A 22,303-nucleotide genomic window follows, 5' to 3' on the forward strand; every position below is an offset into this window, starting at 1 on the left:
CCTGAATGAATTTCGAGCATCGGGATGCCCTGCCGGGTATCGGTGGTGACAAATCGTCGGAGCGGCACGGTCAGCTGCGCGCCTTCAGATGAAGCATCGGGTGATGCTCATAGTGACCGGCGCCGTTTTTCACGATGGGGTCTTCCGAGGTAATCGCCTTGATCTCTTGGTCATCGGCGATCTGATAGAGCGACACGCCATAACCGCCACTCGGGTCCATGACTGGGCCGTGCGCGACGATCTGCCCCTTTTCGAGCTGCTCATCCAGGAACGCGCCGTGCTGCTTCATCCATGCTTTCTCATCGGCGGTCATGGTCGCGAGAAAATCGGCGCGCGGCGGGATGTACTTGCACAAGTAGTACTTCATGGGTCGCTCCTCGGTGAAAGAGACATTTCAGCTCGCTTGGAGATCTCTCGATTTCAGGGATCAATCAGCCACGCCCATCTGCTTGCGAAAACTCTTCTCGAAGGTCTTTTCGGGAACAAAGCGCCGCATCAGGCGGAGACGGCCCGCCACCTTTCCGGGCGTGTACCGAATGCTCGGCTCCTTTTCGGTGGCAGCCTGCACCACCTTGTCCGCCACGGCTTCCACGGGATCGCCGGCCGCGATGCCGTTGCGCCAGGTCGCGTTCATGGCCGCGCGTCCCTTGTCGTAGACGCTCAGAATCCGATCGGGCTTATCGCCATTCTCTTCCAGCGCGGTGCGGGTGAAGACTGGCTCGACCAGCGAGACACGAATGCCGAATGTTCGCAGTTCGTGATCGAGCGATTCGGAATAGCCTTCGACGGCGTGCTTGGTGGCGTTGTCGAGCGCTGTATATGGTCCGGGCAGGAAGCCGGCCACCGAACTGATGTTGATGATCCGGCCCTGGCCCTGCTTGCGCATGATGGGCAGCACTTCAGCGGTGGTGCGAAGGATGCCGAAGACGTTGATGTCGAACAGGCTCTGGGCTTGATCGAGAGATGATTCCTCGGCGGCGCCGATCAAGCTGCGGCCGGCATTGTTCACAAGCACGTCGATCCGGCCTGCAAGCCCAACGACGTCCTTAATCAGTTGCTTGACGGACTCATCATCAGTGACATCGCAGCGGAGCATATGAATGCCCTGTCGCACCTCGTCGGGCGCGGCCTGACGGCTGGTACCGAACACCCGATATCCCGCACGGATCAGGGCAAGTCCGGCCGCAAGCCCGATGCCCCCGGAAGCGCCGTGATCAGGGCGACCTTTTCTTCGGCTGTGCGCGATTGTGCCTGTGCCATCTCGAATTCCCTTGTCAGTGCCACTAATGATTATGTTCGTAATCATCATCCAGTTATGATTATGTATATAATCATTGTCAAGGGCCTTTTGGACGACGATCCGGGCCGTTGAAAGAGGTAACGCCGGCGTTGTGTGTCGGCCGCCGCCATCGGAAGGAACGGGCTTGTGAAGGTCAGCAAGGAAACGGTCGAACAGAATCGCGAGCGGGTGATCGCGACCGCCGCAAGGCTGTTCCGGGAACGTGGGATCGACGGTATCGGGCTTGTCGACTTGATGAAGGCTGCCGGGCTCACTCCCGGAGGCTTCTACCGGCAGTTCAAGTCAAAGGACGACCTAATCGTTCAGGCGGTCAAGCGGGCATACGAGGATATGAGCGAGGATATCGCGGGCCGTATTGCAACGAGCCATGATCCGCTGGAGACCCTCGTGCGTCATTACGTGTCGGACTACCACCGCGATGATCCGGGGCAAGGGTGCGGCCTTGCAGCAATGGCTGCCGACGCGGCACGTCACGACGATCCGGCGCTGCGGGAGTGCTTCGGCAGCATCGTCAGCAACTATATCGGGCTTCTCACCAAGCTCGTGCCAGGAAGAAGTGCAAAAGCGAAGCGGAGCGCGGCGATAGCGGCGCTCGCCGAGATGATCGGTTCGGTTGTCCTCTCCCGCGTGGTGCCGGATCCCGCACTATCCGGTGAGATCATCGAAACGGTCTCGAATGATCTGGTGAAACGCCATGCGAAATCTGCTCGAACTGTTTGATGAGCCGATCGGCGCCGCCTCCGACCCGCCGACGCACCTTCTCGGGCCATCCGTTGAAATTGCGCTCGCTTGGATATCCACCGCCCCCTTTGAAATCACTTCCCCTCTACGCTTGGCCCTGGGAACCGTTGCGAAGCAACTAATTAGACTAGGAGATTAGGCCCGGCCTCGTTGCGAGCGGCCCGCTTTGCGCCAATAGCCGCCCTTCGAATTTTCGAGATCCAACTTCCGCTTTACACCCGAAAGCAGAACAACTCAGAAATTGGGGCATGTCCGAAAAGTGCCAGGAACGGAAGTCGCGACCTCATTCGATCACCTCATCGGCACGAGTCAGGCGCGCGCTTCAGAGATTTGAAATCTGCAACAGCTTGCGGTCGCCGATCCAGGTTCTGGCAAGGTCTGCCTCGGCCTTGCGGGCTGCGGAGCCATCACCGCGTGACTTGTGCAGTTCCGCCAGCCCGTAATACGACCAGCCATTGGCGGGCGCCCGGCTGAGCGCGCGCTGGAATTGCCGCTCCGCCGCGGCGTAACGGCCGGCCTGCAGCAGGGCGGCGGCAAGCGACTGCCGGATCGGATAATACCAATAGGGCGGCTCGGTGTAGGCCAACGCGTCCTGCAATGCCGCCGCCCGTTCGAACCGGATGATGGCGGTGCGATAGTCGCCCCTGGCCTGGGCTACGCGTGCGAGGATCACCGTGCGCGCGATGCGGAGCACCTCCTGCGCCGGGACGCCTGAATCCTTCAGCAGCTTGAAGTCCGCGGTGCGCTCGATCGTCTCGATGGCGCTCGCTGCGGCAGTAGCGCCCGCGAAGTCACGGTTCGCCACCAGCGCGACGCCGCGCACGTAGAGCCACATCGCCTTGACATAGGGAATCGCATCGCCGGGATCCGGCAGCGCCAAAATGGTCTCGGGCGTGCTGAACTGCGCGTGCGCGAAGTATGGCGCCGCCTTGACCGGCTGCACCATCGCAATGCCCTTGGCTGCCTCGCTCGGAATGAGCTGGCCGAGCTTCTCCGCAGCCGCGATCACGGTCGGGCCGTCGCCGGCCATCTGCGCCGACGCCATCACGAAGTGCACGTTGTGCGGATAATAGCCGAGCCTGTAGACGCCCATCGGCGCGTTGGTCTCGGTCAGGTAGTTTTCATCGACCTTGACCGCGGTCTTGTTGTCTTCCAGCGCGTCGAGATAGCGGCCGACCCGATAATAGATGTGGCTCGGCATGTGCACGAGATGGCCTGCGCCGGGAATCGCGCCGCGCAACTTGTCGGCATAGGGCTCGGCGCGCTTGGGGCGGTCCGACGCCTCGACGGCATGAATATAAAGGTGAATAGCGCCGGCATGATTGGGATTACGCGCCAGCACGCGCTCCAGCGTCGGCACGATCGGCACGCTTTGTGGCTTGGCGTCGCGGCCGCCCGGCTTCCAATAGTCCCAGGGGCTGAGATCCATCACCGCCTCGGCATAGAGCGTGGCAATCTCGTCGTCTTCGGCAAACTGTTTTGCGGCCTTCGCCATTTCCGCCGCGTAGGCCGCGTCGAGTGGTGCGCGAGCGGCCTTGGGATCGCTATCGTAGCGCACTGCGATGGCGCCGATCAGCGCCTGCTCACGCGGGCTCGCTTTCCCGGCCAGCGCCTTCGCCTTCTGCGCGGCGGCATAGGCTGGCGCGACCGCGTCTTCCGGCATCGGGAGATTGATGTTGGGACCGAGCACCAGCGCCTCCCCCCAGAAACACATGGCGCAGTCAGGGTCGAGTTTTTGCGCCATGCGAAACGCGCGTCGCGCCTCATCGTGATTGAAGGCGAAGGCGAGACGCAGGCCCTGATCGAAATAGGCCTGTGCGCGCTCGTTCGCGGTCGTGATCTTCCAGGTGATGGAGCCGATGCCGGTCCACAGCGGCGGCTCGGTGTCCGCGAATGCCGGCGCGGGACTGGCTGCGCTCATCTCGGCGCGCGGCACTTCCGTCTGCACCAGGCGAAACATCATGTTCGGCCGGGCGGTTGCCGTCGGCGTGCCGCAGATCGGAATATCGGCGTCGGCGACCGGCAACGATACATCCACGGCGGTTGCGCGTGCGTCTGCGAGAATAAAACCGCTCCCGGCCAGCAGCGCCGCCAGTGCCGTGCCGCCGAGTGCGGCAAGACTTGCGGAAACCAGCAGGCTTCGCGATCGCGTAAATGTGGCCATGATGGGCTCCAAAATCGGACGGAGAAATCTGCCGGATCCGGGACTTCAACGGGTCGCCGGAACCGGATCCAAAGAGACCCCTGAACGAATTTTCAGACGTTTCCGTCCTTTCCGCAAGTCAACTGCAATGTCTGTGGCTGCGACACGTTAGCGTCGGCGGAAGGCTCGCCGCGTTGGGTCAGAGGTGCTGCTCTTGTCCGTTCCGGGTCACTCGCGTCGATCTGGCCGGACCACGGCGACTTCCGGTCTACCCGGCACCCCAGGAGCAGACATTCCTCCGACCGGCCGCTTTGCGCCACAAGCGGCCGATCAGAAACGGCCGCTTGGGCGAGATCAAAGGTCAAGACGGTTTTGACGTTCGTCCCCGTTGGAAGTTCGCCTGAAGAGACGGCCACCTTTATGACGCAGGAAAGCGACAACTGACGCCAGGTCATCTCGGCGTCAGGGATGAAGTCGGAGTAATTTTGGTCCAGTCGGTCGAGCCGCAGAGATCGGGGGCAACGCGTGTGGCTCCGCGTTATTTGGCGCTGATCGAAAAACGAGGAAACCTGCCCGTTGCCTGGAGATACGTAAGGTGAAGCGCTTCAAAAGCTCGCAACTCGGGCGAGCTGTCTCCGAAACGTGAGAGCGAGGCAGTTTGGGGTCTCGACGGTCGAATTTTCTACATCGCGGTGCGGACATTCATACATGGGACACTAATGCCAGCGGACCGCGATCTTGTCGTTGCCGATTACGTCAGGCGCTTCATCCACGGCGAACTGAGCAACCTAGAGCCCACGTGATCTACAAAGCGCGCGTTGGTTTCATGGCCAAGTTGACGACGCCGCGGGGCAGGACGGAGATGTTCTCGGCGCTAGTCCCTCAGCTCAGAACGCTGGATACAGGGAGTTCCCCGATCAACGGGTTCATTTGAACCTCAGTCGCCGATTGGACTTGGCCCCGGGAATCACCGAAAGTGACTGTCCGCTCACGACAATGAGCCCCGTACGGAATGGCTCGGCCCAGCAAAAAGATGCCTGCAAAGCTTGCTCGTCACGCACGATGGCTGGCTGCCAATGTAAGGCAGCTTAGGCAAGATGCCGGTTTATCCCAGCAAGACCTCGCCGAGGCGGCCGAAATCAGACAAGCGTTGATCAGCGAGATAGAACGAGGCGAAGCAAATCCTACCCTCGAGTCGCTCGTGAAATTGGCTGAAGCGCTGAAAGTGGACCTAGCCAGGCTGTTCGATAGTGGCCGGTAATCCGGCCTAATCTTTAGCCGGCCGCCCCCCGCTACCGATCGCGCCGCCCTTGAGCGAGTGGTCACGCATTCGGTTGTCGGCCCAACTCCCACTATCGCTGGTTCTACCTCACGACGTGGGCACCTCTACTCAGAGGCCTCGTTGCCGATGCAGGGTCGCCCCTAGAAAGATCCTTGACATCTTACGGTCTATACGTTATAACGTATTGAACTGCTCGACGCACCCTAACGTCACACGATGAGAGAAACATGCAGATCGACCCGGCCTTTGGATTGCTGACGACGGACGAAGCCATCTCGCGCGCGACCAAGCAGGTCGTTGCCAGCGCCCTCGGCTCGACCTCTTCGATCGACCCGATTATCGGCCCCGAATTTTCTCGCGCATTCTCATTCGTTGGATTGGTCGTTCAGCAACATGGCCTCCTGATCCAAAGGGTCCTTGCTGATACTTTGGCGGCCAGTGAACGCTTCGAAGTCCTGACTGAAAGCCCCATTCCGATCACGGCCGCTGCACTTGACCTGTTAACGTCCGAAAACTCCGAAAAACATCTCGCCAGCATCAAACTGAAATCGGACTCCCGCGTGGTGCGGTCGGCGATGATGGACATCATTGTCATTGACCAGGAAAAGCGCTGGGCCGGCGTCTACGACGTGAAGCGCGGAAACGGGGAGACGACGTGGAAGTCGCGCAAGCCGATCGAGAACGACCTGCGCGCGGCACGTCTGGTGCTTCAATCCCATCTCAAGAAGCTCGGACATGACGTCGATCATGTCGATTCTGCCGTGATCGACTATTACGGGTACTCCGGCTTCCCCCGCAACATCAAGATCAATGGCGAAGAACTCGATCGGCACTTCGGAGTTCCGATGGCGACCAAGATCGATAGCATGACGGCCGCGCTCTGTGACGAAGTTCTTGCGGGCCTCCTCCAGATTCTGGAGCCGATGATTGCCAAGTTGACCACCTCTCGCACCAAGGTCGCGGTGGAACAACCGGAGCGTACCGCGCCGGACCAGCGCACGCGGGTCGCCGACATTTTGCAGGCCCGGCCGCGCGGCCCGGACCAGTGGCACGCCAGTCTCGCACGCTAGTCCGCTACGCAACCTCCGCTCTGCCGGCTTCTGCGGAAGGACCTGTTGGTGGAGCTTTCTTGGTTTGGGAGCACAACGATGAGCGATAAGCTGAAGGTGGTGAAGGGCGAGCCTCAGCATGAGAAGACGAACGACCACGGGATCGGCAATGCGCCGAGCGTCCGCCAGGGCGAGCGTACCGTGTTGGACAATCCGGCTCGGCGCCCTTGGCCGTTCGCTCCTTCCGACACCTCGCCCTTGGCGTGGTGGCGGACGCTGCCGTCGGACGCGTTCGGGGAAGCCGAGCGCCTGCACCTGCTGACGACGCTCAAACAGATCGACGTGCTCCACGGCGGCGACGACTTCGCAGCCGCGCTCGAGGGCGATCCGTCGGCCGCGATCGGCGTCGCCATTGCCCTGATGCCGATCGAGGAACTGACCCTGAGGGCCGACATCGCCATGACGGCGTTGCTGCTGTGTGCACTGGATCGCAACGCGGCGGCGGCGCTGGTGTTGGCGCAGATCGTGGGCTTGACCGACCTTGGCCACTCCCTCGCTACGGATCTCGCCGCGTCGTGGCTCGTCTACGGGCGGCGCTACGCGGCCGATCCGCGCAAGTTCCACGAGGCCGAGACCGTACTGCTGGAGGCATTTCGGGACCGTCGCCGTTACGGTGACGATGCATGAAGATTCAGATCTTCTCGGATCTTCATATCGACGTCTATCCGATCAAGCCGATCACGGTCGTGCCCGGCGTCGATCTCGTGATCGTCGCCGGCGATGTCTGCGAAGGGTTGCTCCGTGCCTTCGAGCATTTGCGCCGGATCGTCCCGATGGACATCCCGATCGTAATGGTGCCCGGAAATCACGAATATTACCGGAGGTTCATCCCCGACGAGTTGGCGTTGGCTCTCGCTCATGCCGGTGCGTTCAACCTCCACATTTTGAACGGCACCGCTCTCGAACTGAGCGGAGTCCGCTTCGCCGGCGCCACGCTCTGGACCGACTACCGCATCATGGGCGAGGCCAACCAGGCCAGGGTGATGAACGCCTGCGCCAAGGGCATGAACGACCACCGCCTTATCGGTTGGCAGAAGAAGCCGTGGCGGAGATTCCGGCCGCAGGAAGCGGCGTTGCTACATCACCGGTCGAAGGCCGCCATCACCGAGACGCTCGCGGCGCCGTTTGCCGGGCCGACCGTGGTGGTCAGCCATCACGCGGTGCATTGGGACTCGATCCATCCCCGGTTCCGCAGCGATCTCGTGACCGGCGCGTTCGTCTCGGACTTGTCCGAGCTGATCGAGACCTATCAGCCGACGCTGTGGGTACATGGTCACGTCCACAACTCGTCCGACTATCTCGTCGGCAAGACGAGGGTCCTGTGTAACCCGCACGGCTACGGGACCGAGAACGCCACCTTCGATGGCGCCCTAGTGGTGGAGGTCGGCGAGTGAAACCTTTCACTTCCGCCGCCGCGCGCCCGCCTTTCTCCGCTCACGCTTCGTCTTGTTGAGAGTTGCCCCATGCTTACCCGCCAATTCCCCTTCCTCGACCCCGCTCGCATCGAGCCCGACCTGGCCCGCCGGCTGCGCACCTTGGCTGACGACTGCGAACGACTCGCTCGCTCGGCCGCCCGGTGTCGCCCACCCTGCTGGCGGAGGCGCCGCTGCTCGAAGATTGGGTGCCGACGGTGACGGCGCTGGGCGTGCAACTGGTTGGACGCGTCTCCGACCATCCCCTGCGCGGCGATACCGTCATCGTCACCTCCCCCGTCTGGTTCGCCGATCCTGACGGCACCTGGGCGCGCACCCTGTCCCGCTCCTACCGGCTGGGGCCGCCGCTCCGCCGCGATGATGCCCTCCGCGCTACGAGGAACTGAGCATGACGCATGATCCCGGCGAGAAGCCGAAACCGACAGCACCAAACAGGGTATCGCCATTGCCACGACCGGCGCGATTGCCGGGGATAACGCCGCGACCCGCCCCGATTGGCGCCGGAAATCCCGATACAATCCCGAGCAATCACCACAGGACCGACACCGTGACCGACCCTCAGATCATCTGCACGAACTGCGGCACCGAGATCAAGCTGACCGAATCGTTGGCGGCCCCGATCGTCGCCGCGTCCCGCAAGCAGTTCGAGGCGCAGCTCGCGGCCAAGGAAGCCGATTTCGGCCGTCGTGAGGCCCGCCTCAAGCAGACGCAGGACGACCTCGCCAAGGCGCGCGAGACCCTCGACGAACAGGTGGCCGCCAAGCTGAGCGCCGAACGTGTGGCCATCGCCGACGCCGAGGCAAAGAAAGCCCGCCTGGCGCTGGCGGATGATCTCGGCAAGCGCGACCGGCAGCTTGCGGAACTGCAGCAGATGCTGACCACGAACAACGCGAAGCTCGCGGAAGCCCAGCAGGCGCAGACCGACACGCTGCGCAAGCAGCGTGAGCTCGAAGACGCCAAGCGCGAGGTCGAGCTGACCGTAGAGAAAAAGGTGCAGGAGAACCTTGCGACCGTTCGCGACAAGGCCAGGCTGGAAGCAGAGGACGCGCTGAAGTCCAAGGTCACCGAAAAGGAGACCCAGATTGCCGGCATGGCGCGCCAGATCGAAGAACTGCGTCGCAGGGCCGACCAGGGCTCGCAGCAGCTGCAGGGCGAAGCTCTCGAGATCGAACTCGAATCCCTGCTCCGCGCCCGCTTCCCGCGTGACCTGATCGAGCCGGTGGCGAAGGGCGAGTTCGGCGGCGATGTGATCCACCGCGTGCTTGGCCCCGGCGGTCAAACCTGCGGGACCATTCTCTGGGAGTCCAAGCGCACGCGGAACTGGAATGACGCTTGGCTCACCAAACTGCGCGATGACCAGCGCACCGCCAAAGCGGAGGTCGCGCTGATCGTTTCAACCGCGCTTCCCAAGGGGATCGAGACTTTTGATCTTGTTGATAACGTCTGGGTCACGGAGCCCAAATTCGCGATTCCGCTCGCCATCGCGCTCCGTCAGTCGCTGATCGACGTCGCCGCCAGCCGCCAGGCACAGGAAGGCCAGCAGACCAAGATGGAGATGGTCTACGCCTACCTGACCGGCCCCCGCTTCCGCCACCGCATTGACGCCATCGTCGAAAAGTTCACCGACATGCAGGCCGACCTCGATCGCGAACGCAAGACCATGACGCGGTTGTGGGCGAAGAGGGAGGAACAGCTCAGGGGCGTGCTTGACTCCACCGCCGGGCTCTACGGCGACTTGCAAGGCATTGCAGGCCGCGCGATGCAGGAGATCGAGAGCCTGGACGTGTTGATGATCGAGACGAAGAGCGAGGCGGCGGAATAGACAGCATCGTGTGCCCACCCTGCACAATTCCTTTCGTCACGGCATCGGTTGCACTGGCGCGAAACCTCGCCTTACATAGCGGGCAAAAGTTCCTCGATTCGACGCGGCAGCTAGGCCTTCATCCGGGTTTATCGGCCAATATTGGCAACCCGGGAAAGATAAACTCTTTCGAGGGCGATTTATACTCCCTGTTCGGTTTGATTTTCGTGACAATTGCTGCGTCGATATGGCTGTCTGCGCTTCATGCAAGATCGCGAAGTCTAACCAAGGTAAGCCGTTCAATCAGGTTGTCGTCTTCGCGATACTCCCCAGACCATCGCCGATCAACTGACAGCAAGGCGGCGGCCTGCCCACGGTAAAATATCCGCTCCGCCTGCTGGATGTCGCCCTCCCCTTGGGGAGCCCGGAAGGCTTCCAGCAGCGCCATCAGCTTCTGACGCGGAAAACTGCCCCCCGAACTCTTCCGCAGAAGATCGAGTGTCCAGTTCACCTCCGCGATCTCCTCCAGACTGAGGCCGTTCGCCGCCAACACGCCGCGTTCCGCATCTCCAACTCTTGCGGCGATACCCTGGGAAGCCTGGAGGCGTCGAGCCCAGCCCATGATACGATCAGATGAGCGCCCGTCACCCGCAGTGATGCCATCAGCCGTCTCCAACGCGGCCAGCCGATCGAGCTTGGCCAGGTGGGTGCGCGCGACCGACTCCAGCATCGACCGGACCTGAACAGCCGAAAGCACTTCTCTTCCCTCCTCCTGGCGCAAGATGCCATCACTCGCCACGGCCAAATGGGCGGCGATGGTGCGGGCCTTGGAAAGGTCCCGCGTTCTCAGGCTGATCGCAATCGGCGCGAGTTCTCTCTCCCCTGCTTTCTTGAGAAGCCGCCGGCGCCACCAGTAAACGGCACCTCGCCTGAAGACATGCTGGACCACGCGCACGTAAACACCCCTGTGATACAGGCGCGTGATACAGTCGCGACGCAACTCCCAGCCAAAGCCAGCGAATTGCATTATTTCAAAGGGTTAGGTGTTTGCTGGCTGGGGCGGGAGGGATCGAACCTCCGAATGGCGGAATCAAAATCCGCTGCCTTACCGCTTGGCTACGCCCCAACAGACCGGGAACACGGCAGGAAACCCGCTGCGGATTCCCTCCGGCAACGTGGGTCTATAGGGAGAGGTGAGCCATTTCAACCGGCTAGAGCATGATCCGAAAGGGCATGTCCCGCACGGGATGCGCTGTGGGCACCCGTTTTCCGGAAAGATCACGCTCAAACAAATGGATAGGCTTCGGATTCGGGCCTAAATCGGCTCCGGAAACACGACCCTCTATAATAGGCTTGACGGTTCGTCCGATGTGGACGCCCCGGGCTCGCGATGGCCTCAAACCGCCCGCCTCGCCATGCCGGCCCTCCAGTCCATCGGAGAGTTGAGAGAAGGCCGGTTTCGTGGGAAGACGGCCCCCCCGCTTTCCCGACTGAGGCGAGTAACCGACATGACCTACCGCGCGCCGATCAACGACATCCTGCTCGCCCTCAACCATGGCGCCGGCCTCAAGGCCGCCGTGCAGGCCGGTCATTACGGCGATTTCGACGGCGATATTACCGCAGCCGTGCTGGAGGAAGCCGGCAAATTCGCTTCCGACGTGCTGGCGCCCTTGAACGCGGTGGGCGACGAACACGGTATCAAGCTCGCCGACAACAAGGTGACGACCGCGCCCGGCTGGCCGGATGCGTACCAGCGCTGGATCGCGGGCGGATGGAACGCGGTGTCGGGCCCGGAAGATTTCGGCGGACAGGGCCTGCCGATGGCGATCAACGCCGCCTGCACCGAAATCTGGAGCGCGTCGAACATCGCGTTCGGCCTCTGCCCGCTCTTGACGCTGTCGGCGATCGAGGCGCTCGACGCCCATGGCAGCGAGGAGCTGAAAAAGATCTATCTGGAAAAACTGGTGTCGGGTGAATGGACCGGCACCATGCAGCTGACTGAACCCCAAGCGGGCTCCGACGTCGGCGCGCTGCGCACCCGCGCCGAACGCGCACCTGACGGCAGCTATCGCATCAAAGGCACAAAGATCTTCATCACCTATGGCGACCACGACATGACCGATAACATCGTGCATTTCGTGCTGGCACGTTTGCCCGATGCGCCCGCGGGCACCAAAGGTATCTCGCTCTTTCTTATTCCAAAATTCCTCGTCAATGCCGACGGCTCGCTCGGCGCGCAGAACGACATCTATCCGAGCGGCGTCGAGCACAAGCTCGGCATGCATGCTTCGCCAACCTGCACCATGACGATGGGCGATAAGGGCGGCGCGATCGGTTATTTGATCGGCGAAGAAAACCGCGGCATGCTCTGCATGTTCACGATGATGAACCAGGCCCGCCTCGGCGTCGGCCTCGAGGGCGTCGGCATCGCCGACCGCGCCTATCAGCAGGCGCTGGCCTATGCGCAGGAGCGCCGCCAGGGCCGCGCCGTCGGCGCCAAGGGCGACGGGATGGACGCGATTATCGTGCATCCGGACGTCAAGCGCATGTTGCTGCAGATGCGCGCCATGACGGCAGCCGCGCGTACGATTTGCTACGCCACCGCGGTGGCGCTCGATGTCTCGGTGCGCGCCAAGGATGCCAAGGTGCGCGCCGACGCCGCTGCCCGCGGCGCGCTGCTGACGCCGATTGCAAAAGCCTTCTCTACCGATATCGGCAATGAGGTGGCCTATCTCGGCGTGCAGGTTCACGGCGGCATGGGCTTCATCGAGGAAACCGGCGCCGCCCAGCATTATCGCGACGCCCGCATCACCTCGATTTATGAAGGCACCAACGGCATCCAGTCGATCGACCTCGTCACGCGAAAACTCGCGGCCAATGGCGGTGCGTCGGTCTGGGCCCTGATCGACGAGCTCTCCGGCATCGTCAAGCAGGTGGAAGCTTCCAACGATCCGGCCTTCGGCACCACGGGGGCAAAACTGCGCGACGCGCTCGGCTCGCTCGAGCGCTCCAGCAAATGGCTGCTGGAGAAGGTCGCTTCCGCGCCGAACGATGCGCTCGCGGGTGCGACGCCCTATTTGCGGCTGTTCGGCTCGACGCTCGGCGGCTGCATGCTGGCCGGCGAGGCGCTCGCCGCCAAGAGCAATGGCGAGAGCGGCGATCCGCAGCGCTACGTCACGCTGGCGAGGTTCTTTGCCGAAAACATTTCGGTGCAGGCCACCTCGCTGGAAAAGACCGTCATCGACAGCGCCGACGCCGTCAACGGCGCGGATGCGGTGTTGCTGGCATAGGCCATCCCACCATCCATCCAGGCGCATCCAGCGCCGCAAAGCTGCCAACGCAGGAGCCACTGTCCCGATGTTTGATTTCGATCGCGTTATTAATCGCCGCGGCACGCACGCGTCGAAATGGGACATGATGGCCAAGAATTCGGGGATCACGGCAGCGGACGGAATTCCGATGTGGGTCGCCGACATGGATTTTGCGGCACCTCCCGGCGTCACGGAAGCACTGTCCACGCTCGTTACCCGCGGCGTCCACGGCTATTATGCCGACACCGGCAGCTGGGCGGCAGCGCTCGCCGAATGGATGGCGCGCCGGCATGATCTCGCGATCGACCCGGCCTGGGTCAGCCCGACGCCCGGTGTCGTCTCGGGCCTCGGTCTGATCCTGCAAGCTGTCACTGAAGTGGGTGATGAGGTCGTGGTGTTTCCACCGGCCTATCATGCGTTCCGCAAGATCATTCTCGCCAATGAGCGGCGCATCCTCGACGCGCAGCTGGTCCAGCGTCAGGGCCGCTACGAGATGGACCTCGATGCGCTGGGAAAACAACTCACGCCGCGAACCAAAATCGTCTTCTTCTGCAGCCCGCACAATCCGGGCGGCACCGTGTGGTCGATCGAGGAGATCCGTGAGCTCGCCGCCTTCTGTGCCGAACGCAATCTGATTCTGGTTTCCGACGAGATCCATTGCGACCTATTGCTGGGCGACGTCAAACACACGCCGACGCTGTCAGCCGCACCCGAGATCGCCGATCGCCTGATCACCTGCCTTGCCGCGACCAAGACCTTCAATCTCGCCGGCGCCCATGTCGGCGCCTGCGTCACGTCGAACCCGGTGTTGAAGCAGCGGATCGACGCGCGGATCGCGGCAAGCGGGCTCGCCTCCTACAACGCCTTCGGCATGATCGCGACCGAGGCAGCCTGGCGAACCGGCGAGGCCTGGCTCGATGCGCTGCTGCCCTATCTGGCCGGCAACCGCGATACGCTCGCCACACGAATAGAAAAAGCCGCGCCCGGCGCACGCTCGATGCGGCTCGATGCGACCTATCTCGCCTGGGTCGACTTCTCCGGAACCGGATTGGCGGCCGCGGACGTGGCCGCACGGGTAAAGGATCGGGCACGCATCTTCGCCAGCCCCGGCGAGCAGTTTGGGCCCGGCGGCGAAACCTGGCTGCGTTTCAACTTCGCCACGCCGCGTCCGATTCTCACCGAGGCGCTTGATCGCCTGGATGACGCCTTTCGAGACCTCCGAGCTTAGGCTGCGGACGAGGGTCCTACCGCAGCGGCATCGGCGGCCTCGGCACCGACGCCAGTTCCGGATCGCTCAGTGTTTCAGCGGTGGTTGGTGATTGCGCCTCAAGCTGTCGCGGCACGTAGGGTGCCGAAGTCGCTGACAACGGCGCGGCCGACGGCATGGCTTGCTGCCGGACCGGCCGCGGCGGCACCGGCGTCCGCGCCGGCGCTATCGCGGCGACTGGCCGCGGCGGCGGCGCCGGTTTTTTGGCTTGCGCGTTTTGCGCGGCAGATTTCTCCGAAACCATCGCCACGAGCTGCTGCTGGCTGGCCTTGAGCTGCTCGATGCTGGCCTTGAGCTGTTCGATCTCCCGGCTTGCGCTGGCAAGATCGCGCGCCATCGTCTCGAGCGATTGCGACTGATCGGGCGCGGCGGCGGCCGGCGGGGCGGCAGCGGCCGGCGCGGCAGTCGCAGCCTCCGCTGCAGCAGCCTGCGCTGCGGCCGGCGCCTGGGGCGCCGGTTGAGCCGGTGAAGTATTCGACGCGTCGACATCCGCGGCAGCCAGAACCGGCTGCGCGGTGAGCCCGGTTTTTTCCGGGGCCAGCGATGATTTCCGGGCAAACAGCGGCGCCCATTCTGCGATTACCTGTTGAGCCGCCTCGGCATGGTAATGCCAGGCCATGGCGGCCCCGCCGATACAGCCCGCCAGCAGCAGCGCCGTGACGGCACGCATGGCGCGCCTCGCCATCGACGACCTCGGCCGGCGGCGGCTGTTGATCAGGGCATCTTCGACGGCGGCTGCGCGAAACGTGATTTCATCGACGGCGATTGCGCGAAACGTGGCGTCGACCGGCGGCACCGCTGCGCCGTCCCGGAAGACCGGCTCGATGTGAGGCTGCGGACCCACCGTAGGAGCGCGCACGGGATCCGGCGCCGGGCCGAAAAATTCTTCTTCCGCGGGCGCTACCTTGACGGGATCGGGCGCGACCCTGACGGGATCTGATGCGACCCTGACGGCATCGGGTACGACCCTGACGGCATCGGGTGCGACCACGAGGATATCGTGCGGATCATCGGTTGGCTTCGGTTTCTGCATCGATTGCATCGGCGCTCCGTACTCCATCCAATGTCGCCTGCGCCCCAAGAGCCTGTCCCAAGCTTTTGCCTAAGACCCTGCCCAAGATTTACCCCAAGAGCGACCGGCGGATTTGCGTGAGATCGACGACTTCCAGCCCCCAGAATTCCCCCACACGTCGTTCCCCTTACCCCATTCCGGTTTGACCAAAGCAAGGCAGTACCATGGAGAGGTTGCGGCCGAGGGAACTTGTCAGGTGACAAAGGCGCGCCTGCCTGTGCCACACCCGACTGCGCTCTCCGTCGTCATTGCGAGCCAACGGGTCGCGCGAATGCGCGCCCGATGACAGGCTCCGCGAAGCAATCCATCTCGCCGCGCGAAGGACAGATGGATTGCTGCGTCGCTGGCGCTCCTCGCATGACGTGGATACGGACGTCGCTGAAGCCCGATTCTCAGCGGCCTACCAGCTGCTGCAGACGTTCCGGGTACCGCGCGCCCTGCACCGCCACGGCAGAGATCGCACGCTCGATCTCGCCGAGATCGCCTGATGTGAGCGTCACCGCCGCCGCGCCGATGTTCTCATCCAGCCGATGCAGCTTGGTGGTGCCGGGGATCGGAACGATCCACGGCTTCTGCGCCAGCAGCCAGGCGAGCGCGATCTGCGCCGAGGTCGCCTTTTTGCCTGCGGCGATTTTGCCGAGCAGGTCGACCAAGGCCTGGTTCGCTTTTCGCGCTTCCGGCGAGAACCGCGGCACCACGTTACGGAAGTCTGATTTGTCGAACGTCGTCGTCTCGCTGATCGCGCCGGTGAGGAACCCCTTGCCGAGCGGGCTGAAGGGAACGAAGCCGATGCCGAGTTCTTCGAGCGTCGGCACGATCACCTCTTCAGGTTCGCGCCACCACAGCGAATACTCGCTCTGAAGTGCGGCGACCGGTTGCACGGCATGGGCACGCCGGATCGTCGGCGCGGCGGCCTCGGAGAGTCCAAAGTGCCTGACCTTGCCTTCGCGAATGAGATCCTTGACCGCACCCGCCACATCCTCGATCGGCACGTTGGGATCGACGCGGTGCTGATAGAACAGATCGATGACGTTGGTCCTGAGCCGCTTCAGCGAAGCCTCCGCCACTTGCTTGATGTGCTCCGGCCGGCTGCTCAGACCGCTCTGCGCGCCCGTCTTCGGATCGATGTCGAAACCGAATTTGGTGGCGATCACGACCTGGTCGCGGACCGGCGCCAGCGCCTCGCCGACCAGTTCCTCCGACGTGAACGGTCCATACACTTCGGCGGTGTCGAAAAACGTCACACCGCGCTCGACGGCGGCGCGGATCAGCGCGATTCCCGCCTGCTTTTCGACCGCCGGGCCATAGCCGAAGCTGAGTCCCATGCAGCCGAGCCCGATCGCCGAGACTTCGAGGCCGCTCTTGCCAAGTTTACGCTTCTGCACTCTCTTCTTCTCCAATTGTTCGACAAATCATCGCGCGTACTGTTCGTCGCTGACCTTTTCCATCCAGTCGACGGTCTTGCCGTCGAGCGCTTCCTGAATCGCCAGATGCGTCATCGCCGTCGTGGGTCCCGCGCCGTGCCAGTGCTTCTCGCCGGGCGGAAACCAGACCACGTCGCCGGGCCGGATCTCCTCGATCCGCCCGCCCCAATGCTGCACCCGGCCAAAGCCGGACGTGACAATCAATGTCTGTCCGAGCGGATGGGTGTGCCAGGCGGTGCGCGCGCCGGGCTCGAAGGTGACGCTGGCGCCCACCACGCGTGCCGGTTCGGTCGCCTTGAACAGCGGATCGACGCGGACGGTACCGGTGAAATAATCTGAAGGTCCCTTGCCGGACGGCTGCGAGCCGCTTCGTTTGATGTCCATGGTACTGATCCTTCGTGGTGGTGTTACCGGCGCGTTTGCGCCAGCAGCGCCCGCTGCCAGCACGGCAAGGCCGCCACCGGCTGTAAGCATGCGTCTGCGCGTGATCATCGCGGTCGGTGCGCGGGCTCGGCGCTCATGCCACTTCCGGCAGCCGGGCAAGCAGCTTGTCGAGCGTGATCGGATAATCGCGCACCCGCACACCGGTCGCGTTGTAGATCGCGTTGGCGATGGCGGCACCGACGCCGCAGATGCCGAGTTCGCCGACGCCCTTGGCCTTCATCGGCGACGACATCGGATCGGTCTCGTCGAGGAAGATCACGTCCTGATGCGGAATGTCGGCATGCACGGGCACTTCGTAGCCGGCGAGGTCATGGTTGACGAAGAAACCGGCGCGCTTGTCGACCGCCAGTTCTTCCATCAGCGCGGCACCGGCGCCCATCGTCATCGCGCCGATCACCTGGCTGCGCGCCGATTTGGGGTTGAGGATGCGGCCCGCGGCACACACCGCCAGCATTCGGCGCACCCGAATTTCGGCGGTCGCGGCATCGACGCCAACCTCGACGAAATGCGCGCCGAAGGTCGATTGCTGATACTTCTTGCCGAGATCGCCGAACTCCATCACATCCTCGGCCACGATGCCGCTCTCGCCCGCGGCCTGCGCCAGCGGCACGCTGCGATTGCCCGAACGGACCTGCCCGTCGGCGAAATCTGCCTCGGTGGAATTGAACCCGAGCTTCTGCGCCACGGCCTCGCGCAGCTTGACGCACGCGGCATAGACGCCGGACGTCGAGCTGTTGGCGCCCCATTGCCCGCCCGATCCGGCCGAAACCGGAAAGGCCGAGTCGCCGAGGCGTACGATGATCTTGTCGAGCGGCAGGCCCATCATCTCGGCTGCGGTCTGCGCGATGATGGTGTAGGTGCCGGTGCCGATATCGGTCATGTCGGTCTCGACAACAACGACGCCGCGGTTGTCGAGCCGCACGCGCGCCGCCGATTTCATCACCGGATTGTTGCGGAAGGCAGCCGCCATGCCGATGCCGACCAGCCATCGCCCGGCGCGAACCTGCCCCGGCTGGGGATTGCGCTTGCTCCAGTCGAAGCGGTTGGCGCCGAGCCCCATGCACGCGATCAGCGGCCGGTGCGAATACGCCCGCTCCGGCTTTTCGGGATCGACCTGGGTGTCATTGAGGATGCGGAACTCGATCGGATCGAGCCCGAGCTTTTCCGCCATCTCGTCGATCGCGATCTCCAGCGCCATCATGCCGGGCGCCTCGCCTGGCGCACGCATCGCATTGCCTTCCGGCAGGTCGAGCACCGCAAGCCGCGTCGCCGTCATGCGGTTGGCGCCGGCATAGAGCAGCCGTGTCGCCTGCACCGCAGCCTCCGGCTTGCCGCCGGGCAGGTTGCCGGACCAGCCCTCATGGCCGATGGCCGTGATCTTGCCGTCCCTGGTCGCGCCGATACGGATGCGCTGGATCGTGGCCGGCCGATGCACGGTGTTGTTGAACATCATCGGACGCGTCAGCGCCACCTTGACCGGCCGTCCGGCCGCGCGGGCGCCCAATGCCGCGAGCAACGCATCGGCGCGCACGAACAGTTTGCCGCCGAACCCGCCGCCGATGAAGGGCGATATCAGGCGGACCTTTTCCTTGGGCATGCCGAGCGTCTTGGCCAGTTCGCCAACGCTCCAGTCGATCATCTGGTTTGAGGTCCACACGATCAGCTTGTCGCCGTCCCAGGCGGCCATCGAGGCATGCGGTTCCATCATCGCATGGGCGTGATCGGGCGTGGTGTAGGTCGCGTCGAGCTGAACCGGTGCCGCGGCGAATGCGCCGGCGAAATCGCCGACCGCGGTATCGGCCGGACCGCCGGTGATGCGCGCGGGCTTGCCGGAATCCTTGACCGCTGCGAGATCGTAGACGCCATCAGTCCTGACATAATCGACGCGGACCAGTTGCGCGGCGGCGCGGGCCTGCTCGAAGGTCTCCGCCACCACGAGCGCGATCGCCTGGTGATAATGCTCGATCTCGGGACCGCCGAGCAGCGTGGCGAAGTTGAGGTTGCCCTTGGCGAGCTTGCCGGCATTGTCAGCCGTGACGATGGCAAGCACGCCGGATGCTGTTTTGGCGGCTGTCAGATCCATCGAGGCGATCCGGCCCTTGGCAATCGCTGAACCGACCACATAGCCGCAGGCCGGGTTCGCGATGTTGTCGTGCCGCTCATAGGCATAGGGCGCAGTGCCCGTGGTCTTGAACGGACCATCGATGCGGTCCGCGGGCTTGCCGATGATCTTCAACTGGTCGATCGGGTTGGTGGTCGCCGGGGTTTCGAATTTCATGGTCTATCCCCTCGCCTCTGCCAGCACCGCGCCGAGCGTCCGCTCGGCCAGCAGCAGCTTGAAGGCGTTCTCATGGGTAGGTTTGGCCTCGGCGAGCAGTTTTGCCGTCACTGCTTTCGCGCCGCGCGGCAGTTCGGCCTCGGCGGCTTCGACGCGCCAGGGCTTGTGGGCGACGCCGCCGAGCGCGACGCGTCCGGAGCCGTCGCGCTGCACGATGGCGGCGACCGCGACCAGAGCGAACGCATAAGACGCGCGGTCACGCACCTTGCGATAGATCTGCTTGCCGCCAACGGGTTTCGGCAACGTCACGGCGGTGATCAGTTCGCCCGGCGCCAGTGAGGTCTCAACCTCAGGCGTATTGCCGGGCAGCCGGTGGAATTCCGCGATCGGAATTTTTCGCGCGGCTCCATCGGGCTGAATTGTTTCCACCGTGGCGTCGAGCGCGCGCATGGCCACCGCCATGTCGCTCGGATGGGTCGCGATGCACGCTTCGCTGGCGCCGATCACGGCGTGCTGACGGCTGAAGCCGCCGATCGCCGAACAGCCGCTGCCGGGCTGACGTTTGTTGCAGGGCTGGTTGGTGTCGTAGAAATAGGGGCAGCGGGTCCGCTGCAGCAGATTGCCCGCGGTCGTCGCCTTGTTGCGCAACTGGCCCGAAGCGCCGGCGAGCAGCGCGCGCGACAGCACGCCGTAATCGCGCCGCACCCGTTCGTCCGCAGCAAGATCGGTGTTGCGCACCAGCGCGCCAACCCGCAGTCCGCCATCGGCGGTCGGCTCGATCTTGTCGAGCCCGAGACGGTTGACGTCGATCAGATGCGCCGGCGTCTCGATTTCGAGCTTCATCAGGTCGAGCAGGTTGGTACCACCAGCGATGAATTTGGCGCCCTGCTGGCGCGCAGCCGCGGCGGCGGCCTCGGCCGGCGAATTGGCGCGCTCATAGGTAAAGGATCTCATGCCTGCCTCCCGGCGACTTCGCTGATGGCTTCGGCGATGTTGGAATAGGCGCCGCAGCGGCAGATGTTGCCGCTCATGCGCTCGCGCAATTCGGCATTGGTGAGTTGCGGGACTGCGTTCAGATCGGCGCTGACATGGCTCGGTATGCCGGCCTTGATCTCGTCGAGCACGGCGACCGCCGAGCAGATCTGCCCGGGCGTGCAATAGCCGCATTGATAGCCGTCATGCTTGACGAACGCCGCCTGCATCGGGTGCATATTCTCCGGCGTGCCAAGGCCCTCGATGGTGGTGACGCTCTCACCCTCGTGCATGACAGCCAGCGTCAGGCATGAATTGATCCTGCGACCGCCGACGATCACCGTGCATGCGCCGCACTGGCCGTGATCGCAGCCCTTCTTGGTGCCGGTGAAATGCAAATTCTCGCGCAAGGCATCGAGCAGCGTGGTCCTTGTATCGACCTCGAGTTCGCGCGCCTTGCCGTTCACGTTGAAGGAAACTTTCGACATCACCGGGGCTCCGGAAACCGCAGGCTTCAGGGCGATCTCGGCCTTGGCCACGAAGGTCGACGTCGTCACCCCGAGGGCCGGCGCCGTGAGAGAAGCGGCGCCGACGACCAACAGGTCGCGCCGAGAGAATCTGAAATCACCGGGGCTTCGCATGCCATCAATCCCTTTTTGCCGCTTGTCGCTCGTTTTGCGCCCGCCTCGGCCACTAACGCCGATCATGACCCGGGGTTGCGCGCAGCCGACATCGCGCAGGTCACGACCGCGTGCCTTCAGGCATTTAACGGGTGCAACGCCGCCGGATTAGGCCTAATAATCGGCATGGACTTATGAAACTGGCTCATGAATGCTCGGCAAAAACACCAACGACCTCATGGCGTTCCTGGCCGTGGCGCGAGAACGCAGTTTTACGCGGGCGGCAGCGCAGCTCGGGGTTTCGCAATCGGCGCTCAGTCACACCATTCGAGGACTTGAGGAGCGGCTCGGCTTGCGGTTGTTGACCCGCACCACCCGCAGCGTGGCAACGACCGAGGCCGGAGAGCGGCTGGTTCGGACGGTGGGCCCCAAGTTCGAGCAAATCGATTCCGAACTATCAGCGCTGACCGAGCTTCGGGAAAAACCCGCCGGTACCATCCGGATCACGGCCGGCGAGCATGCGGCCCTGGCCGTGCTCTGGCCTGCCTTGACGACGCTGCTGCCGCGTTACCCCGACATCAAGGTCGAGCTGACCATCGATTACGGCCTGACCGACATCGTCGCGGAGCGATACGACGCCGGCGTTCGCCTCGGTGAACAAGTGGCCAAGGACATGATCGCCGTGCGCATCGGACCGGACTTCTGCATGACCGTGGTCGGCTCGCCCTCGTATTTCGAACGAAAGCCGAAGCCGAAGAAGCCGCAGGATCTTACGGCGCACGACTGCATCACTGTCCGCCTGCCGACATCAGGTGGAATCTACGCCTGGGAATTCGAGAAACGCGGTCGCGAAGTCAAGGTGCGCGTCGATGGGCAGCTGGTGTTCAACAGCATCCCGCTCCGGCTGAACGCGGTACTGGCGGGGCACGGCCTCGCCTATCTGCCCGAGGACCAAGTCAAGAAGCATCTCGCCGACGGCCGTCTGATCCGCGTGCTCGACGACTGGTGCGCGCCGTTTTCCGGGTATCACCTCTATTACCCGAGCCGCCGGCAACCCACGCCGGCGTTTGCAGTGCTGGTGGAGGCGCTGCGATACCGGGGGTGAT

At 63.6% G+C, this 22,303-nt stretch carries 20 protein-coding genes and 1 tRNA gene; 10 read left to right on the top strand and 11 right to left on the bottom strand.

The window, feature by feature from the left end:
* Positions 1-70 precede the first annotated feature (70 nt).
* Positions 71-367: a YciI family protein gene (locus tag JQ597_RS05195; RefSeq protein WP_212263163.1), complete on the bottom strand. Its 297-nt coding sequence runs from the start codon at positions 365-367 to the stop codon at positions 71-73.
* A gap of 60 nt (positions 368-427) precedes the next feature.
* Positions 428-1,246, bottom strand: a complete 819-nt coding sequence (locus JQ597_RS05200; RefSeq protein WP_349628788.1) for an oxidoreductase — start codon at positions 1,244-1,246, stop codon at positions 428-430.
* A gap of 180 nt (positions 1,247-1,426) precedes the next feature.
* Between JQ597_RS05200 and JQ597_RS05205 the strand changes: the two genes are divergently transcribed.
* Positions 1,427-2,020, top strand: a complete 594-nt coding sequence (locus JQ597_RS05205) for a TetR/AcrR family transcriptional regulator (protein WP_212263165.1) — start codon at positions 1,427-1,429, stop codon at positions 2,018-2,020.
* 343 nt (positions 2,021-2,363) lie between these two features.
* Here the strand turns inward: JQ597_RS05205 and JQ597_RS05210 are convergent, their stop codons facing one another.
* Positions 2,364-4,205: a tetratricopeptide repeat protein gene (locus JQ597_RS05210; RefSeq protein ID WP_249147397.1), complete on the bottom strand. Its 1,842-nt coding sequence runs from the start codon at positions 4,203-4,205 to the stop codon at positions 2,364-2,366.
* 1,012 nt (positions 4,206-5,217) lie between these two features.
* On the opposite strand from JQ597_RS05210, the gene JQ597_RS05215 reads away from it, so the two are divergent.
* The 6 genes from JQ597_RS05215 to JQ597_RS05240 all read left to right on the top strand — a co-directional run bounded on the left by JQ597_RS05215 (position 5,218) and on the right by JQ597_RS05240 (position 9,830).
* Positions 5,218-5,445 carry a helix-turn-helix domain-containing protein gene (locus JQ597_RS05215; RefSeq protein ID WP_211997803.1) on the top strand — a complete coding sequence of 76 codons (228 nt, stop codon included), beginning with the start codon at positions 5,218-5,220 and terminating at the stop codon, positions 5,443-5,445.
* A 248-nt stretch (positions 5,446-5,693) separates the two neighbouring features.
* The gene (locus tag JQ597_RS05220) at positions 5,694-6,536 is read left to right on the top strand and encodes a hypothetical protein (protein WP_212263166.1); all 843 of its coding nucleotides are present in this window, start codon (positions 5,694-5,696) and stop codon (positions 6,534-6,536) included.
* A 78-nt stretch (positions 6,537-6,614) separates the two neighbouring features.
* Positions 6,615-7,202 (top strand): hypothetical protein, encoded by a 588-nt coding sequence (locus JQ597_RS05225; RefSeq protein ID WP_212263167.1) that lies wholly within the window; start codon positions 6,615-6,617, stop codon positions 7,200-7,202.
* A complete protein-coding gene (locus JQ597_RS05230; protein WP_212263168.1) occupies positions 7,199-7,969 on the top strand; it encodes a metallophosphoesterase in 771 nt (256 codons plus the stop codon). Before JQ597_RS05225 ends, JQ597_RS05230 begins: the two co-directional genes overlap by 4 nt.
* 182 nt (positions 7,970-8,151) lie before the next feature.
* On the top strand, positions 8,152-8,394 hold the full coding sequence (locus tag JQ597_RS05235) for a DUF6634 family protein (protein ID WP_212263169.1): 243 nt from the start codon (positions 8,152-8,154) through the stop codon (positions 8,392-8,394).
* 161 nt (positions 8,395-8,555) lie between these two features.
* On the top strand, positions 8,556-9,830 hold the full coding sequence (locus JQ597_RS05240) for a DUF2130 domain-containing protein (RefSeq protein WP_212263170.1): 1,275 nt from the start codon (positions 8,556-8,558) through the stop codon (positions 9,828-9,830).
* Positions 9,831-10,071: 241 nt separating this feature from the next.
* On the opposite strand, the gene JQ597_RS05245 is transcribed toward JQ597_RS05240, so the two are convergent.
* A complete protein-coding gene (locus tag JQ597_RS05245) occupies positions 10,072-10,836 on the bottom strand; it encodes a DUF6538 domain-containing protein (RefSeq protein WP_212263171.1) in 765 nt (254 codons plus the stop codon).
* Positions 10,837-10,860: 24 nt separating this feature from the next.
* Positions 10,861-10,935 (bottom strand) — tRNA-Gln (locus JQ597_RS05250).
* Positions 10,936-11,317: 382 nt separating this feature from the next.
* On the opposite strand from JQ597_RS05250, the gene JQ597_RS05255 reads away from it, so the two are divergent.
* Together JQ597_RS05255 and JQ597_RS05260 are read left to right on the top strand one after the other, a co-directional pair.
* Positions 11,318-13,099, top strand: a complete 1,782-nt coding sequence (locus JQ597_RS05255; RefSeq protein WP_212263172.1) for an acyl-CoA dehydrogenase family protein — start codon at positions 11,318-11,320, stop codon at positions 13,097-13,099.
* A gap of 67 nt (positions 13,100-13,166) precedes the next feature.
* Positions 13,167-14,348, top strand: coding sequence for a MalY/PatB family protein (locus JQ597_RS05260; protein WP_212263173.1), 1,182 nt, complete (start codon positions 13,167-13,169; stop codon positions 14,346-14,348).
* 16 nt (positions 14,349-14,364) lie between these two features.
* Here JQ597_RS05260 and JQ597_RS05265 read toward each other — a convergent pair whose 3' ends face one another.
* From JQ597_RS05265 to paoA, 6 genes are all read right to left on the bottom strand, one after another.
* Positions 14,365-15,429, bottom strand: a complete 1,065-nt coding sequence (locus tag JQ597_RS05265; protein WP_212263174.1) for a hypothetical protein — start codon at positions 15,427-15,429, stop codon at positions 14,365-14,367.
* Positions 15,430-15,851: 422 nt separating this feature from the next.
* Positions 15,852-16,844, bottom strand: a complete 993-nt coding sequence (locus tag JQ597_RS05270) for an aldo/keto reductase (protein ID WP_212263175.1) — start codon at positions 16,842-16,844, stop codon at positions 15,852-15,854.
* Between the two features lie 27 nt (positions 16,845-16,871).
* A complete protein-coding gene (locus JQ597_RS05275) occupies positions 16,872-17,267 on the bottom strand; it encodes a (R)-mandelonitrile lyase (protein WP_212263176.1) in 396 nt (131 codons plus the stop codon).
* A 133-nt stretch (positions 17,268-17,400) separates the two neighbouring features.
* Complete coding sequence (gene paoC, locus JQ597_RS05280) at positions 17,401-19,605, bottom strand: aldehyde oxidoreductase molybdenum-binding subunit PaoC (RefSeq protein ID WP_212263177.1); 2,205 nt, start codon at positions 19,603-19,605, stop codon at positions 17,401-17,403.
* A 3-nt stretch (positions 19,606-19,608) separates the two neighbouring features.
* Positions 19,609-20,559 carry an FAD binding domain-containing protein gene (locus JQ597_RS05285; RefSeq protein ID WP_212263178.1) on the bottom strand — a complete coding sequence of 317 codons (951 nt, stop codon included), beginning with the start codon at positions 20,557-20,559 and terminating at the stop codon, positions 19,609-19,611.
* Positions 20,556-21,218 carry an aldehyde dehydrogenase iron-sulfur subunit PaoA gene (gene paoA / locus JQ597_RS05290; protein ID WP_212263179.1) on the bottom strand — a complete coding sequence of 221 codons (663 nt, stop codon included), beginning with the start codon at positions 21,216-21,218 and terminating at the stop codon, positions 20,556-20,558. The genes JQ597_RS05285 and paoA overlap by 4 nt, the downstream gene beginning before the upstream one ends.
* A 190-nt stretch (positions 21,219-21,408) precedes the next feature.
* On the opposite strand from paoA, the gene JQ597_RS05295 reads away from it, so the two are divergent.
* Positions 21,409-22,302, top strand: coding sequence for a LysR family transcriptional regulator (locus JQ597_RS05295; RefSeq protein ID WP_212263180.1), 894 nt, complete (start codon positions 21,409-21,411; stop codon positions 22,300-22,302).
* Position 22,303: the final 1 nt, after the last annotated feature.

Source organism: Bradyrhizobium sp. AUGA SZCCT0177, from assembly GCF_018130125.1.
Lineage (GTDB): Bacteria > Pseudomonadota > Alphaproteobacteria > Rhizobiales > Xanthobacteraceae > Bradyrhizobium.